General features: G+C 62.1%; 12 protein-coding genes. 9 read left to right on the plus strand and 3 right to left on the minus strand.

Annotation, left to right across the window (positions count from 1 at the left end; genetic code table 11):
- The first annotated feature begins 81 nt into the window (after positions 1–81).
- The 3 genes from tsaB to tsaD are packed head-to-tail and all read left to right on the plus strand — an operon-like array spanning position 82 to position 2382.
- Positions 82–759: a tRNA (adenosine(37)-N6)-threonylcarbamoyltransferase complex dimerization subunit type 1 TsaB gene (gene tsaB, locus ACED88_RS01740; RefSeq protein WP_449108527.1), complete on the plus strand. Its 678-nt coding sequence runs from the start codon at positions 82–84 to the stop codon at positions 757–759.
- A complete protein-coding gene (gene rimI / locus ACED88_RS01745) occupies positions 759–1259 on the plus strand; it encodes a ribosomal protein S18-alanine N-acetyltransferase (RefSeq protein WP_449108528.1) in 501 nt (166 codons plus the stop codon). Before tsaB ends, rimI begins: the two co-directional genes overlap by 1 nt.
- A 16-nt stretch (positions 1260–1275) precedes the next feature.
- Positions 1276–2382 (plus strand): tRNA (adenosine(37)-N6)-threonylcarbamoyltransferase complex transferase subunit TsaD, encoded by a 1107-nt coding sequence (gene tsaD / locus ACED88_RS01750; RefSeq protein ID WP_449108529.1) that lies wholly within the window; start codon positions 1276–1278, stop codon positions 2380–2382.
- Positions 2383–2414: 32 nt separating this feature from the next.
- Here the strand turns inward: tsaD and ACED88_RS01755 are convergent, their stop codons facing one another.
- From ACED88_RS01755 to ACED88_RS01765, 3 genes are all read right to left on the minus strand, one after another.
- Positions 2415–3557 carry a glutamate--cysteine ligase gene (locus ACED88_RS01755; RefSeq protein WP_449108530.1) on the minus strand — a complete coding sequence of 381 codons (1143 nt, stop codon included), beginning with the start codon at positions 3555–3557 and terminating at the stop codon, positions 2415–2417.
- A gap of 110 nt (positions 3558–3667) precedes the next feature.
- On the minus strand, positions 3668–4948 hold the full coding sequence (locus tag ACED88_RS01760; RefSeq protein ID WP_449108531.1) for a class I SAM-dependent methyltransferase: 1281 nt from the start codon (positions 4946–4948) through the stop codon (positions 3668–3670).
- Between the two features lie 154 nt (positions 4949–5102).
- Positions 5103–5975 (minus strand): MFS transporter, encoded by an 873-nt coding sequence (locus ACED88_RS01765; protein WP_449108532.1) that lies wholly within the window; start codon positions 5973–5975, stop codon positions 5103–5105.
- A gap of 270 nt (positions 5976–6245) precedes the next feature.
- Between ACED88_RS01765 and groES the strand changes: the two genes are divergently transcribed.
- From groES to ACED88_RS01795, 6 genes are all read left to right on the plus strand, one after another.
- Positions 6246–6533: a co-chaperone GroES gene (groES, locus tag ACED88_RS01770; protein ID WP_135013045.1), complete on the plus strand. Its 288-nt coding sequence runs from the start codon at positions 6246–6248 to the stop codon at positions 6531–6533.
- A gap of 55 nt (positions 6534–6588) precedes the next feature.
- Positions 6589–8184, plus strand: coding sequence for a chaperonin GroEL (gene groL / locus ACED88_RS01775; RefSeq protein ID WP_449108533.1), 1596 nt, complete (start codon positions 6589–6591; stop codon positions 8182–8184).
- A gap of 213 nt (positions 8185–8397) precedes the next feature.
- A complete protein-coding gene (locus ACED88_RS01780) occupies positions 8398–10563 on the plus strand; it encodes an acyltransferase family protein (RefSeq protein WP_449108534.1) in 2166 nt (721 codons plus the stop codon).
- A 174-nt stretch (positions 10564–10737) separates the two neighbouring features.
- Entirely contained in the window at positions 10738–12255 is a 1518-nt protein-coding gene (gene guaB, locus ACED88_RS01785; protein ID WP_449108535.1) for an IMP dehydrogenase, read from the plus strand.
- A 111-nt stretch (positions 12256–12366) separates the two neighbouring features.
- Positions 12367–13494 (plus strand): GuaB3 family IMP dehydrogenase-related protein, encoded by a 1128-nt coding sequence (locus ACED88_RS01790; protein ID WP_185174316.1) that lies wholly within the window; start codon positions 12367–12369, stop codon positions 13492–13494.
- 88 nt (positions 13495–13582) lie between these two features.
- Positions 13583–14530, plus strand: coding sequence for an SURF1 family cytochrome oxidase biogenesis protein (locus tag ACED88_RS01795; RefSeq protein WP_449108536.1), 948 nt, complete (start codon positions 13583–13585; stop codon positions 14528–14530).
- Position 14531: the final 1 nt, after the last annotated feature.

Consider the following 14531-nt stretch of genomic DNA (forward strand, 5'->3'; position numbering starts at 1 on the left):
AAGCTCCGCGGGCTCGCAGCGAGCGCGAGCCCGTAACGCCGAGTATCAAGCCTTTGAGCCTAAACACGCTAGACTGGTGGGGTGCTTATTCTTGCTCTTGATTCATCCGCTATTGCTTCTGTCGCCCTGGGGCGCCTGGACGGGCAGGCCCTAACCCTGCTCGCTTCACGGTCAACCGAAGACACCCGCTCTCACGCCGAAGTGATGGCTCCCTTTGTGGCTGAGGTGCTGGCTGAGGCAGGAGTATCGGGCCAGGACGTCGATGCCGTCATCACCGGCACCGGACCCGGTCCCTTCACCGGCCTGCGCGCCGGTATCGTCACCGCCCGTTCCCTGGCCTTCGCCTGGAGTAAGCCCCTGTACGGAATCATGAGCCTGACCGCCCTGGCCGAGACAGCAGAAGCTGCCGCGCGGGCGTCCGGTCATACCCGTTTTTTGGTGGCGTCAGATGCCCGCCGCAAGGAAATATACTCGGCTGTCTATGAACTAACTGAGCAGGGCTATCAGCTAGAAAGCGGCCCCACCGTGGGCCCGGCCAGCGAGGCCCCCGACCTGCCCGCCTACGGTTTTGGCACTTCCCTCTACCCCGAGGCTCTGGACACCCAGCCCGGCTTTGAGCATACCCAGCCGGACGCCGCCGCCCTGCTGGCAGCCGCTGCCCGCCTGGGCTTGACCAATCTCAGCACCGATACGAGCGCCCTCTACCTGCGCGAATCCGATGCCAAGGTGCCTGCCGCCCGTAAGAAGGCCAGCGCCTAATGCTGCTCACCGACCTTCCCACGGGGCTGGCCGATGGGGCTCAAGCCAGGGAAATGACCCTGCACGATATCCCAGCCGTCCATACCCTAGAACTCGACCTCTTCCCGGCCGACGCCTGGCCCCTGGACATGTTCCTTGCCGAAATCACCCACGAAACCCGGGGATATGTCGTCCTGGAAATCCCTACAGAAACTGGCCCGCAGGTCATCGGCTATGCCGGGCTCATGAGCGTAGCCGACACCGCCGACGTGCAAACCATCGCTGTTGCCCCCGCCTACGAGGGGCGCGGCTACGGGCGAGCCCTACTCGATTTTCTCGCCCGCGAGGCAGCCGCCCGCGGCGCTGAACAGATACTACTGGAGGTACGCGCCGATAACCCCCGGGCCCAGGACCTCTACCTGAAAAACGGTTACCAGCAGATTCACGTGCGCCGCCGCTACTACAACGACGGGGTCGATGCCCTCATCATGCGCCGCGACCTCACCCAACAGACCGCCTAGCAAGGAGAAACCAGCCATGACCGCTAAAACCGAACCCCTGGTGCTGGGTATTGAGTCCTCCTGCGACGAAACCGGCATTGGCATTGTGCGGGGCTCAACCTTGCTGACCAACACCGTCTCGTCCTCTATGAACGAGCATGTGCGCTTTGGCGGGGTCATCCCTGAGATTGCTTCCCGCGCTCATCTGGACGCCATGGTCCCGGCCCTTCAAGCAGCCCTGGATGAAGCCCAGGTAAGCCTGGATGATTTGGACGCTATTGCCGTGACCGCAGGCCCCGGCCTGGCCGGTGCCCTCATGGTGGGGGTCTCTGCCGCTAAGGCACTGGCTACCGCTACCGGCAAGCCCCTCTACGGTATTAACCACCTGGTTGCCCACGTGGGTGTGGGGCTGCTCGATGACTGCGGTATCGAGGGACACACCGCTGATTTTCTGGACGGGCTGCCGAGTGAGGGAATTGGCGCCCTGCTGGTCTCCGGTGGGCATACCGAAATCCTGGCCGTGCGTGACATTACCGGGGACGTTGAGTTGCTGGGCGCCACCCTGGACGACGCCGCCGGCGAAGCCTACGACAAGGTGGCCCGGCTGCTAGGCCTGCCCTACCCGGGTGGGCCGGTAATTGACCGGGTTGCTAAGGACGGCAACGGGGCGGCTTTCGCCTTCCCCCGAGGTCTGTCGACGCGCAAGTTTATGGGTACCGCTGAGGAGCCCGGCCCCCACCGCTACGACTTTTCTTTCTCGGGTCTGAAGACCGCTGTGGCCCGCGTCGTCGAAGGCTTTGAGGCCCGGGGCGAAGAGGTACCGGTTGCTGATATCGCGGCTTCTTTCCAGGAGGCTGTGGTAGACGTTATTACCAAGAAAGCTATGCTGGCCTGCACCGAACGCGGTATCACCACCCTGTTGTTAGGTGGGGGAGTGGCCGCTAACTCCCGCCTGCGTGAACTGACTGCCCAGCGCTGTGCCGAGCACGGTATCAAACTGGTGATTCCCCAGCTGAGCCTGTGCACCGATAACGGGGCCATGGTAGCGGCCCTGGGTGCCCGCCTGGTATCTGAGGGGCGGGAGCCGTCGGGAATTGACTTCACGGCAGACTCGTCCCTGCCCGTCACTAAGATTTCGCTCTAGCCGTAGAAAGTGCGAGGGACTGGGCGGAAGGTCTACAGCCCCTTGATAGCTTGTGAGGTCAGGTCGTCCACCACAGCCTGCAGGTTTCCGCCGTTTTCGGCAGCAACTCGGCGCTGGCGCTGGTAGCCCGCCCCTGTCAGGCAGATTCGCTCCACATCAGCCAACTCAGCGGCGCAGCCTAGGTCAGTGGCGATGCCTTCCAGCTTGTTCAGCAGCCCCAGGGTATCGTCGGTGACCAGGCGCTCGGTGTTCTGGTTATCGAGAATGACGATGGCTTCGGTGCCGTAGCGGGCAGCCCGCCATTTGTTTTCCTGTACGTGCCAGGGCTTGAGGGGCTCAATGCGCTTACCTGCATCGAGCTGGCGGGAGAACCACTCCACCAGGCACTGGGTAAAGGCGGTCAGGGCCGTGATGTCGCGAATAGAGGCCAGCCCGTCGTAGGCCCGCATTTCTACCGTGCCGTATTTGGGTACGGGGCGGACGTCCCACCGGTTTTCGCTGGGGTCGTCGATGACGCCGGTGACCACCAGGTCGTTAAGGTAGTCCTCGTAGTCTTCCCAGCGTTCGAAGGTGAAGGGGAGACCTGAGGTGGGTAGCTGCTGGAAAATCTGGGCTCGTTGGGAGGCAAACCCTGTGTCTTCTCCCTCCCAGAAGGGGGAGGACGCCGACAGAGCCAGTAGGTGGGGGTAGAAGTTTGTGAGTCCGTTGAGTACCGGTAGGGCTTTATCGCGAGAATCAACCCCGGTGTGTACGTGTACCCCGTAGATAATTTGGCGGCGGCCCCAGAACTGTGAGCGGTCGAGCACCCGCAGGTAGCGATCCTTATCAACGACTTTTTGGTCCAGGGCCCGGGAGAAGGGGTGGGTTCCGGCTGAGAAGAAGGCTAGGCCCAGCTGGTCGGTTACATTTTTCAGGACGCCGGTGGCCTGGGAGAGCTGGTCTGCGGCCTCCGCCGGGGTTCGGCAGATACCGGTAACGAGCTCAACGGTATTATTCAAAAATTCGCCGGTGATATGGGCCCGGTCAGGGGCTGCTTCAAGAACCTGCGGGTGCTGTTCTTTCAGTAGCGCTAGCACTTCGTCTGCGCGGGATGCCAGTTCGCGGGTTTTGGGGTCGACGAGGGCGACCTCCCATTCCACACCAATCGTGGACTGGTCTGATGGGTGAAAAATCATGCGCTGGCTCCAGGGTCTCGGTGCGGTGCTGGTTCTATCTTAGGGGCAGGGGCTAGCGCAGAAGAATCCGGCTCACTCTATGACGCCGCTGGTGAGATAGACGTAATAAACTAGGCTGGCTCAGCCCAGATAGCCAGGCGCTGGGAGGCTGCGCCCTCGCCCAACCGGGTCAGGATGAGAACGGCTTCTTTCGCGGCAGTTCCCTTTTTCTTTTTCACCCCGGCGAGTAGGGTGGCCCGGAGCTTTTCAGGAACCACATCGACTCCCCGCTTTTTGACGGTCAGGGCGGTAATGCCTTGCTCTTTGACCCAGCGGCGCAACTTTTTCTCGTTGAGGGGCATGGTACCCAGGACGCGGTAGGCCCGACCTAGCGGGCTAGGGGCGGGTGAGTCTGAGGTCAGGTAGGCGATATTCTCATCAAGCAGGGTAGCCCCGATTGATCGTGCGAAGTCTGCCACCAGATGAGACCGTACTACCGCGCCGTCGGGCTCAATCAGGTAAGCGCCCAGTTCAGTGACCTCAACCGGCTCTTCATCAGCTGACGCTGCAAGCGGTGAACTTATCTCCCCCAGTACCTGCCGGGTGGTGGCGTCCGCCCCCAGCACTGTAGCCGACCGGGCAACCCCGGGGCGGGCTAGGGCATTGAACCAGAGCACCACCTCAACCACGGACCCGCCGTGGCTGACCCACTCGGCCTCCACCCCGTTTGGAATGGCCTCGTGGGGCAGGCCCGGGCCTAGCTTCACCCCCATAGGAATTCCGGTTGCCGCCAGCTTCTGCAGGAAGGAAAAGGGCGGGGAGAAAGCTTCGGGGTCAAAAAGGCGGGAGGTGGTAGAGCCGCCTTCAATCTCTCGGCGGGCGGGGTCTAGCCAGAGGGCGGCGACGCGCTCGCCGCCCACGGTGGTGAGTTTTTCGAGCTCAACCTGTTCTACATCGCCCACGAGCACCTGGGTGGACGGGTAGGCAGAGAGGTTGTGGGCGGTCAGGGCTGCCGTAGCGGGGTCGAGCTCAACGGACGTCACTGCTAACCCTGCGCGGGCAAAGGCGAGGGAGTCTGCCCCCAGGCCACAGCCTAAATCAGCGACTGAGGTAAGTCCGGCCTCGATGAAGCGGGCGGCGTGGTGGTCGGCGACGGCGGCGCGGGTGGCCTGCTCATAGCCGGCCTCGGTGAAGAGCATGTGCGAGGCTTCTTCCCCGAACTTGGTAGCCCCTAGCGTGCGTAGACGGGCCTGGGTCAGCAGGGCTGATGAGTCCTCGGCGCTGATGCCCTGGGCCCGGAGCTTGGAGACTGCCTGCAGGGAGTCAGCGGGGTTGTAGGGGATGAGCTGGTCAAGGGTTGCTAGCTGGTCAGCTGAGAAAGGGTGGGCGCCGGCGCGGGGGAAAGAAGTCATGCACCTAGTTTAAAGGGTGAGGCGGGGGAGGCCCGCTGAAAGCCGACTGGCTGGGGCTGGCGTGAATCGGGCGGACCGGAGGGGCAGGGGGAAGCGCCATGCGCCCGCTGGCTCGGGGCTGGCGTGAATTGATCCGAGCGCCCCAGCGCGAGGATCAAGAGGGTCGCGGGCGTGGCGCTTCGCCATGCCCCTTATCTGCTTTTTTCCCCGTAGGTAGCTTCGTGATGGGCTGGGTCGCGAGCGCCCAGACAGCTCCGCCCAGGGCGATGGCTAGGGCGATCTGGGAATCGCTCCACCCTAGGTGTAGGCCCCAGAGGGCGGCGACGATGGGTTGGGTTACTCGGCTCATGGCGAGGGTGATGATGCCGAGGCCTGCGACCCAGACGGCGGGCCAGCGGACGGCTAGGGCGAGGTCTTCTTCGGTGCGGTTTGAGCGGGCTGTGCTGGTGGCGGTGTCGAAACGTTGGTTGAGTTTGCGGATGCGCAGGCAGAGGGTGGCTGCGACGACGAGGGCGAGGGCGAAGAGGAAGACCGTCCAGAGGGGGAGCCAGAGAAGGAGGAGGGCTGAGGCGAGGGGCCCGGCGAGGGCGCCTGCTCGTTGGGCGCCGCCGAGGGCGGTCATGGCTTTGCCGCGGTCGTCCGCTGGTACCGTTTCAGCTAGTACGGATTGCCGGGCGAGCCCCCAGGCGACGGTGGCTGGCACACGGGCAACGTGGGCGAAAAAGTAGAGCCACAGAGCTCCTGCCAGGGGTAGGGCGAGGGAGAGCGCCGAGAGGGTAAGGGCGGCAGCGGCGCTGAGGGTTGCCAGTGTCATGGCGCGTTTGTCGCCTACACGGTCGATGCCTGCCCCTACCGGGACGGTGCAGATGAGGGCGAGGACGCCCGCGGCGGCTACCAGCAGGGAGGCGAGTTCGGGTGAGGCTCCTAGCCTGATAGCTGCAATGATTTGGATGGGGACGACGGCCCCGAAGCCGGCTGCGAAGAGGAAAGATGGGACGAGTACCGGCCAGAAGATGAGTTTGAGCATGTTTGCCTTTCTGCCGGGTTTGGGGGCTTTCAACCTGTATTTTATTGCACATCAGTGGTGATGCTGGTGGTGCGCTGTCTGCGAAACCGGCGCCTTATCTTGCCCGTAGGGGATGAGGGGAATAAAGTTTTAGTTAGCACTTGACCGCTGACAGTGCTAAATCGGCAGCCGGTAGCACCGCGACGATACCAGGTGTAGCCGCCTTAGCACCCCCACGGTCACCCCCCCATAAGTTTTACGCTGAGACCTCACTTGAAGGAGTACCTCACCATGGCTATCAAGCCCCTCGAAGACCGCATTGTCGTTCAGATCGTTGAAGCAGAGCAGACCACCGCATCAGGTCTGGTAATCCCCGATACCGCTAAGGAAAAGCCGCAGGAGGCTAAGGTTATCGCTGTTGGCCCCGGCCGCATCGACGACAAGGGCAACCGCATCCCCGTTGACGTAGCTGAAGGCGATGTCGTTATCTTCTCCAAGTACGGTGGCACCGAGGTTAAGTATGGTGGCGCTGAGTACCTGATTCTGTCAGCCCGCGACGTACTGGCTGTCGTTTCCTAAGTTTTCGCTGTTTCTACCGAATACAACACGAAACACGAGAAAGAAGTAAGGATTCATGGCAAAACAGCTTGAATTCAATGATGATGCGCGTAAGCACCTGCAGGCAGGCGTCGATAAGCTTGCTAACGCTGTCAAGGTGACCCTGGGCCCCCGCGGCCGTAACGTGGTGCTTGATAAGCAGTGGGGCGCACCCATCATTACCAACGACGGTGTATCTATCGCCCGCGAGATTGAACTGGAAAACCCCTACGAAAACCTGGGTGCCCAGCTCGCTAAGGAAGTAGCTACCAAGACCAACGATGTTGCTGGCGACGGTACCACCACCGCAACCGTCCTGGCCCAGGCTCTGGTTTCTGAGGGCCTGCGTAACGTCACCTCGGGCGCTGCCCCCGGTGAGGTTAAGCGCGGCATCGAGACCGCTACCAAGCTGGTGTCAGAGCGCCTGCTGGCTAACGCCCGCGAGGTAACCGGCGAAGAGGTTGCCCACGTGGCAGCTATTTCTGCCCAGTCACCCCAGATTGGTGAGCTGCTCTCTGAGGCCTTCAGCAAGGTAGGCCAGGACGGCGTCATCACCATCGAGGACGGCTCCACCACCGAGATTGAACTCGAAGTGACCGAGGGTATGCAGTTCGATAAGGGCTACCTTTCACCGTCCTTCGTCACCGACCCTGAGCGTGCTGAGGCTGTTCTCGAGAACACCGCAATCCTGCTCTACCAGGGCAAGATTTCCACTGTGGCTGAGATTATGCCCGTGCTCGAGAAGATCGTTCAGGCTAAGAAGTCCCTGACTATCATCGCTGAGGACGTGGACGGCGAAGCCCTCTCCACCCTGGTCGTTAACAAGCTGCGCGGCAACCTCGATGTTGTTGCGCTGAAGGCACCCGGTTTTGGTGACCGCCGTAAGGCGATTTTCCAGGACCTGGCTATCCTGACCGGCGGCACCGTTATTACCTGTGAACTGGGTATCTCCCTGGACGCCGTCACCCTGGATCAGCTCGGTTCAGCCCGCCGCGTGACCGTCACCAAGAACAACACCACCATCGTTGATGGTGGCGGTACTTCTGAGGCTGTTGCTGAGCGCGTTGACCAGCTCCGTGCTGAAATTGAGCGTGTGGACTCCGAATGGGACCGCGAAAAGCTCAAGGAACGCCTGGCCAAGTTGGCCGGTGGCGTGGGCGTCATCAAGGTGGGTGCTGCTACCGAGGTTGAGGCCAAGGAACGCAAGCACCGCATTGAGGATGCCGTATCCTCTACCCGCGCAGCACTCGAAGAGGGCATCGTCGCAGGTGGCGGTACCGCCCTGGTTCACGCTCTGGCAGCCCTGGACGGCGTTGAGCTCGAATCCCGCGATGCCCAGGTGGGTGTAGACATCGTCCGCCGCGCCCTGGTCCAGCCCCTGCGCTGGATCGCGGAGAACGCCGGCGAGGACGGCTACGTGGTTACCTCCCGTGTGGCAGATATGCCCATCGGTCACGGCTTCAACGCCGCAACCGGTGAATACGAGGACCTCATCGCCCGCGGCGTCATCGACCCCGTCAAGGTCACCCGCTCAGCCCTGGAAAACGCAGCGTCCATCGCTGCTCTGGTGCTGACGACCGAGACCCTGGTTGTCGAAAAGCCCGAGGAAAAGGACGAGGACGAAGCTAAGTAAGGCCCCTCTCTAAGGCTCCTTACCCGGAGCCCCTTTCGGGTACAGCACATCCCGCTCTTGCAGTGACTAACACCGTAAGGGCGGGATTTGCTTTTTAAAGCAAATTTCCAGCCACCGAGAGTAACATTTTTAACTTGGTGTCATCCTGCCCGTTACCCCTCAGCAACCGACGTTTTGGCACCAGACGATTGTCAGCAAAGGAGGTAGACCGCAGTGCCCCGCCCAGCAAGCGAGACCAAACCAGCCACCGGCACCATCGCAACCGTCACTCGTTCAGCAGAACGCACCTGGCGCCCCGAGATCCAGGGGCTGCGCGCACTCGCCCTCCTGCTGGTTGCCGCCTACCATTTCTGGTTTGGTCGTGTATCGGGCGGTGTCGATGTCTTCCTGTTGATTTCGGCGTTTTTGTTGACCGGCTCTTTTGCTCGCAAGATTGAGCAGGGCAAGCTGGTAGGGCCCGGCACCTGGTTCGGCCTGAAGACTCTGGTGGCCTATTGGGTTCATGTCTTTAAACGTCTCCTGCCCCTGGCGTCTATTACCGTTGTTCTGACCCTCTTGGGCACCTACTTCTTTATTCCGGCAGAGCGTTGGCTGTCGATTGCCGATGAGGCAAAGGCCGTGATTCTGTACCAGCACAACAACTGGTCGATCGAGAACGCGGTGGACTACTACGCAGCCGATACCTCCCTGGCCTCCCCCTTCCGCCATTTCTGGTCGCTATCGGTCCAGGGGCAAATCTATGTACTGTGGCCGATGCTGATGGTTGCCCTCGCCCTGGCGCTGGGTAAGCGTATGAGGGGTTCTGCCCGCTGGGCTTTAAGCGGTGCCTTTACAGCCCTCTTTGTGCTATCCCTGTCCCACTCGATTGAGGTCACCGCTGCTAACCAGCAGGCGGCCTATTTCGAAACCGAGGCCCGCCTGTGGGAGTTCGCGCTGGGCTCCTTGGTGGCTCTCTGGCTGCCCGTCCTGAAATTACCGCCGCTAGTGCGTGCGGTGCTGGGTTGGGCTGGGATTGCGGCAATTATCGCTTGCGGCTTTGTGCTGGACGTCAACGGCACCTTCCCCGGTTATGTGGCGCTGTGGCCCACCCTGGCGGCCTCGCTCGTCATTATCGCCGGAGATACAGGCACCCGGTTCGGGCCGGAAAAACTCCTCACCGCCAAACCTCTGCTGGCCCTGGGAGGTTTCTCCTACGCCCTGTACCTGGTGCACTGGCCCATTCTCGTGTTCTACCTATCCCAGACCCGCCAGGAAAAGGCAGGGTTCTGGGCTGGGCTTGGCCTGCTTCTTCTCTCGGGTGTTATCGCCTGGGCTCTGACCCAGCTGGTCGAAAAGCCCCTGCGGGACTGGGCCCTACCTAACCGGTCCATGACAGCGGGGCTAGTGACCGGTGCGCTATGCATGGGCCTTGCTTTAGGGCCCTCCTACGCCTGGCAGTCATCCATCTACCGGCAGGCCGAGCAAGCTGAAGCTAACCGCACCCTCAATAACGTGGGGGCGGCAGTGCTACAGCCCGACTACGAGTACACAGGGGAAGAAGACGCCCCCGTCATCCCCATCCGTGCCGTGCTCGATGCGGATTGGGCTGACCTGGGCACAGCCTGCACTGACGTGACCCCCGAGCTGGCCGTTCCCGATTCTCTTGCCGGGGACTGCACCTACGTCGCCTACTCACCCAAACCCAGCCGAACCATCGTGGCTTGGGGGAACTCTCACATGCAGATGTGGATGACGGCCGTGCGTCCGCTTGCTCAAGCCCAAGGCTGGTCGGTCATTGCTGTGACCCGCCCCGGCTGCTTCCTCGGTGAAACCGACAACGCGGCCTACGCCAGCGGCTTTGAATGTGATTCCTGGGCAAGCGACAGTGCTGCCTTTATCCAGGACCTAGGCCCAGATACCGTCCTGCTCCACGGCACCAAATCAGAACCCAACCTGCCCGACACCCCGCTGCTCGATGCTGAAAGCCGTATCGCGGAACTTACCGGCGTAGGCATCCAGGTTCTGGGCCTGCGCGACACTCCGCGCATGGAAACCATGCACAAGGATTGCATGGACGCCTTCGGCACGGCGGACGACTGCGTCATGAGCCCCGGCCAGGACGTCACCACCAACCCTCTCAGCTCCCTCGAAGAAACCTACCCGGGTTTTGCTGCCCTCAATCTCTCTGACCTGATTTGCCCCGAGAACTCCTGCCCGGCGTCCATCGGTAACGTTTACACCTACTTCGACTACGACCACATCACCGCAACCTACATCGAAACCCTGGGCCCCTACTTCGACCCGCGCGTGCTCGAAGCCCTAGGAAAAGCCGACGCTAGCTCGCAGGCACATGCCCAACTAGTACCTGCCGGAAGCGCCCCCTACGAGGCTGTGGAATAGAAACGGCGGGGGAGGGGTTTCACTCAGTACGAACAGGGCCGAAACCCGTGATGTGAGCAAGCGGCAGTTAGCTGCCTGGGCCCTACGCTCGCGCATCGGGGCTAACCCGACTAAGATTAAAACCAGTGTCGCTAAGCGCCCACCTGAATACCCTCGAAAGGTAGCGAACCCTTCATGACTACTCCCACTGCACTGAGCGAAGACCCCTTCGGCTTCACCGGCCTCACCTACGATGACGTGCTGCTCCTGCCCGGCAACACCGACGTCATCCCGTCAGATGCAGACACCACCACCCGCCTGACCAAGCGCATCTCCATCGCCTCACCGATTATCTCGGCAGCGATGGACACCGTGACCGAGTCAGCCCTGGCTATCGCCATGGCTCGCCTGGGCGGTATGGGCGTGATCCACCGTAACCTTTCCATCGCTGACCAGGCCGACCACGTCGACCGCGTCAAGCGCAGCGAATCGGGCATGATTACCAACCCCGTGACTGTTGGCCCCGACGCCACCATCGCCGAGCTCGATGCCCTGTGCGGCCACTACAAGGTTTCCGGCCTGCCCGTCGTAGACGACGAGAACGTACTGGTTGGCATCATCACCAACCGCGACACCCGCTACCTGCCCGAGTCCACCTTTGAGACCACCTGCGTGCGCGACATCATGACCAAGATGCCGCTCATTACCGGCCACGAGGGCATGAGCAAGGACGAAGCCTTCGCCCTGCTGGCAGAAAACAAGATTGAGAAGCTGCCCCTGATCGACAAGGACGGCAAGCTCACCGGCCTGATTACCGTCAAGGACTTCACCAAGAGCGAGCAGTACCCCCGCGCCACCAAGGACGAGGACGGCCGCCTGCGCGTTGGCGCGGCTATCGGCTTCTTCGGCGACGGCTACGAGCGCGCCATGACCCTGGTTGAGGCAGGCGTTGACGCCCTCTTCGTCGATACCGCTAACGGCCACTCCCAGGGCGTGCTCGATATGATTGCCCGCCTGAAGAAGGACCCTGCCGCAGCCCACGTTGATGTGGTGGGTGGCCAGGCTGCTACCCGCGCTGGCGCCCAGGCTATCATCGACGCCGGTGCCGATGCGGTCAAGGTTGGCGTTGGCCCCGGTTCCATCTGCACCACCCGCATTATTGCCGGTGTTGGCGTGCCCCAGATTACCGCTATCAATGAGTCAGCTAAGGCTGCTATCCCCGCTGGTGTTCCCCTGATTGCGGACGGCGGCATGCAGCACTCCGGTGAAATCGGCAAGGCCCTGGTGGCGGGTGCGGATTCGGTGATGCTGGGCTCCCTGCTGGCAGGTACCGCTGAATCACCCGGCGACCTCATCTTCGTCAACGGTAAGCAGTTCAAGGCCTACCGCGGCATGGGCTCCCTGGGTGCTATGCAGTCCCGCGGCGGCAAGAAGTCCTTCTCTAAGGACCGCTACTTCCAGGCCGATGTGTCCTCCGAAGAGAAGCTGATTCCCGAGGGCATCGAGGGCCAGGTTCCCTACCGCGGCCCCCTGTCCTCCGTACTGCATCAGCTGGAAGGTGGTCTGCGCCAGACCATGTTCTACGTCGGTGCCCACACCATTGAAGAACTCAAGAACAAGGGCCAGTTCGTGCGCATTACCTCAGCAGGTCTGAAGGAATCACACCCCCACGACATCACCATGACCGTCGAGGCCCCCAACTACCGTCGCTAAACTGTAGCGGCCAGCCCCGGTTCTCTCGCCCCTGCGGTGAGGGACCGGGGCTTCCGAACGTTACCACGCTCGTTTGCATCAACCGGTCTACCACCGGTGAAAGGAAGATCCATGACCGACATCCAGATTGGTATGTCCAAGCGCGCCCGCCGCACCTACTCACTCGATGAAATCGCCCTGGTACCTACCCGCCGTACCCGCGATGCCCACGACGTGAACCTCAGCTGGCAGATTGACGCGTTCAAGTTCGACACCCCCATCATCGGTGCCCCCATGGACTCTGTGATGTCACCGGCCACCGCCATTGCCCTGGGCAAGCTCGGTGGCCTGGGCGTCCTCAACCTTGAGGGCCTGTGGACCCGCTACGAGGACCCCCAGCCCCTGCTCGACGAAATCAACGCCCTGCCCGCTGACGATGCCCCCGCCGCCACCCGTCGCATGCAGGAAATCTACGCTGAGCCCATCAAGGCTGAGCTGATTACTGCCCGCCTGGCAGAGATCCGTGACTCGGGCGTCATAGTCGCAGGCTCACTGACCCCCCAGAACACCCAGGAGTTCTACCAGACCGTGGTCAAGGCTGGCGTTGATCTCTTCGTGATTCGCGGTGCGGCAGTCTCTGCCCAGCATGTTTCCTCCCGCCGCGAACCCCTTGATCTCAAGAAGTTCATCTACGAACTCGACGTCCCCGTCATGGTTGGTGGCGTGACCGGCTACACCCCGGCTATGCACCTGATGCGTACCGGTGCTGCCGGTGTGCTGGTAGGTTTCGGCGGCGGTGCTGCCCTGACCACCCGCCGCGGCCTGGGCATCCAGGCTGCCATGGCCACCGCGATTTCCGACGTTGCAGCTGCGCGTTCTGACTACCTGGATGAGTCCGGTGGCCGCTACGTGCACGTCATTGCGGACGGCTCCCTGGGGCGTTCCGGCGATATGGTCAAGGCGCTGGCGATGGGTGCGGATGCCGTCATGATTGGCGCGCCCCTGGCCCGCGCAGCCGAGGCACCCGGCGCTGGCTGGTACTGGGGCAACGAAGCTCACTCAGCTGACTTCCCCCGCGGCATCCGCACCTACCAGGGCACCGTAGGCTCTCTAGAAGAGGTGCTCTACGGCCCCTCCGCCCACACCGACGGTAGCGCTAACCTGGTGGGCGCCCTCAAGCGAGCACTGGCAACCTGCGGTTACACCGACCTCAAGTCCTTCCAGCGCATCGACGTCAACGTCACCCCCTACGTCAAGTAGATGACGCCCCGGCCCCGTGCACCTAGCCTGCTAGGCGCGCGGGGCTGACCTGCTTTCGTCCGCCCACTTCACGCTGAAAAGAGCAAACGTGCTAAAAACCGCCCTGACCCCCCGCTGGCTCCTTGGCCTGCTCCTGGTGCTGGCGTTGGCTAGCGGTTTTGTGATGCTCAGCAAATGGCAAATTAACGCCTCCACCCTGGGGCAGGTCACCGCAGACCCGGCTAAGGATGTGGTGCGCCCCTATAGTCAGGTGCTCCAGCCCCACGACCCGCTGAGTATGACCGAGGCCGATACAGTTGTGGAAGCTACCGGCAGCTATGTGCAGGGCTCCACCTATCTGGTAGAAAACAAGCTCAAAGACGGGGCTGAAGGCTACTGGCTGGTCAGCCTCTTTGTGCCCAATGACAGCCAGCAGGTTAGCACCAGCCTGGGGGAGGGGCCCCGCAGTATCGTGGTGGCCCGTGCCTGGACCCCTAGCGCTGAGATTCCCGCTGAGCCCACCGGCACCGTGACTATCGCCGGGCGGGTTGTGGGTAACGACGCCCCGCTCACCAGCAAGGATGTTAGCGAAGAGAACCGCGGGAAGAGCCGGGTGCTTGCCTCCGCCAACTCCTCTTATCTGACCAACGTCTGGAATGCCGCCCTCTTCAACGGCATCTTGACCCTCGACTCCGAAAGCAGCGGGGCCACCCCGCTCACCGACCAGGGCACCATTGCCGATACCGCAACCCTGCTCGATAGCAGTGGCACCCTTCAGCCTATCCGCGCTGACCAGGTCACCGACGAAACCGTTGACTGGCTCAACATCTTCTATGCCCTTGAATGGCTGGTCTTTGCGGGCTTCGCCCTCTATCTCTGGTACCGCCTGCTCAAGGACTCGGTCGAAAAGACCACCGACCCCACCTTCTACTTCGAGTACGAGGGCGAATACTGGGTCGATGAGGCCACTGGCCGCCCCTACTACTGGGACCCGGCAGATCAGGCCTACTACTACTTTGATGATATTCAGGACGCCCCCGCCCCACCTGCCCGGTAGG

This window comes from Rothia sp. 11273D007AR (assembly GCF_053547255.1).

Excerpts from the sequence above, each read along its gene's own strand:
- ACED88_RS01755 (WP_449108530.1), bottom strand. The coding sequence starts at position 3,557 with ATGATTTTTCACCCATCAGACCAGTCCACGATTGGTGTGGAATGGGAG.
- guaB (WP_449108535.1), top strand. The coding sequence starts at position 10,738 with ATGACTACTCCCACTGCACTGAGCGAAGACCCCTTCGGCTTCACCGGC.
- ACED88_RS01760 (WP_449108531.1), bottom strand. The coding sequence starts at position 4,948 with ATGACTTCTTTCCCCCGCGCCGGCGCCCACCCTTTCTCAGCTGACCAG.
- tsaD (WP_449108529.1), top strand. The coding sequence starts at position 1,276 with ATGACCGCTAAAACCGAACCCCTGGTGCTGGGTATTGAGTCCTCCTGC.
- groL (WP_449108533.1), top strand. The coding sequence starts at position 6,589 with ATGGCAAAACAGCTTGAATTCAATGATGATGCGCGTAAGCACCTGCAG.
- ACED88_RS01790 (WP_185174316.1), top strand. The coding sequence starts at position 12,367 with ATGACCGACATCCAGATTGGTATGTCCAAGCGCGCCCGCCGCACCTAC.
- ACED88_RS01765 (WP_449108532.1), bottom strand. The coding sequence starts at position 5,975 with ATGCTCAAACTCATCTTCTGGCCGGTACTCGTCCCATCTTTCCTCTTC.
- rimI (WP_449108528.1), top strand. The coding sequence starts at position 759 with ATGCTGCTCACCGACCTTCCCACGGGGCTGGCCGATGGGGCTCAAGCC.
- groES (WP_135013045.1), top strand. The coding sequence starts at position 6,246 with ATGGCTATCAAGCCCCTCGAAGACCGCATTGTCGTTCAGATCGTTGAA.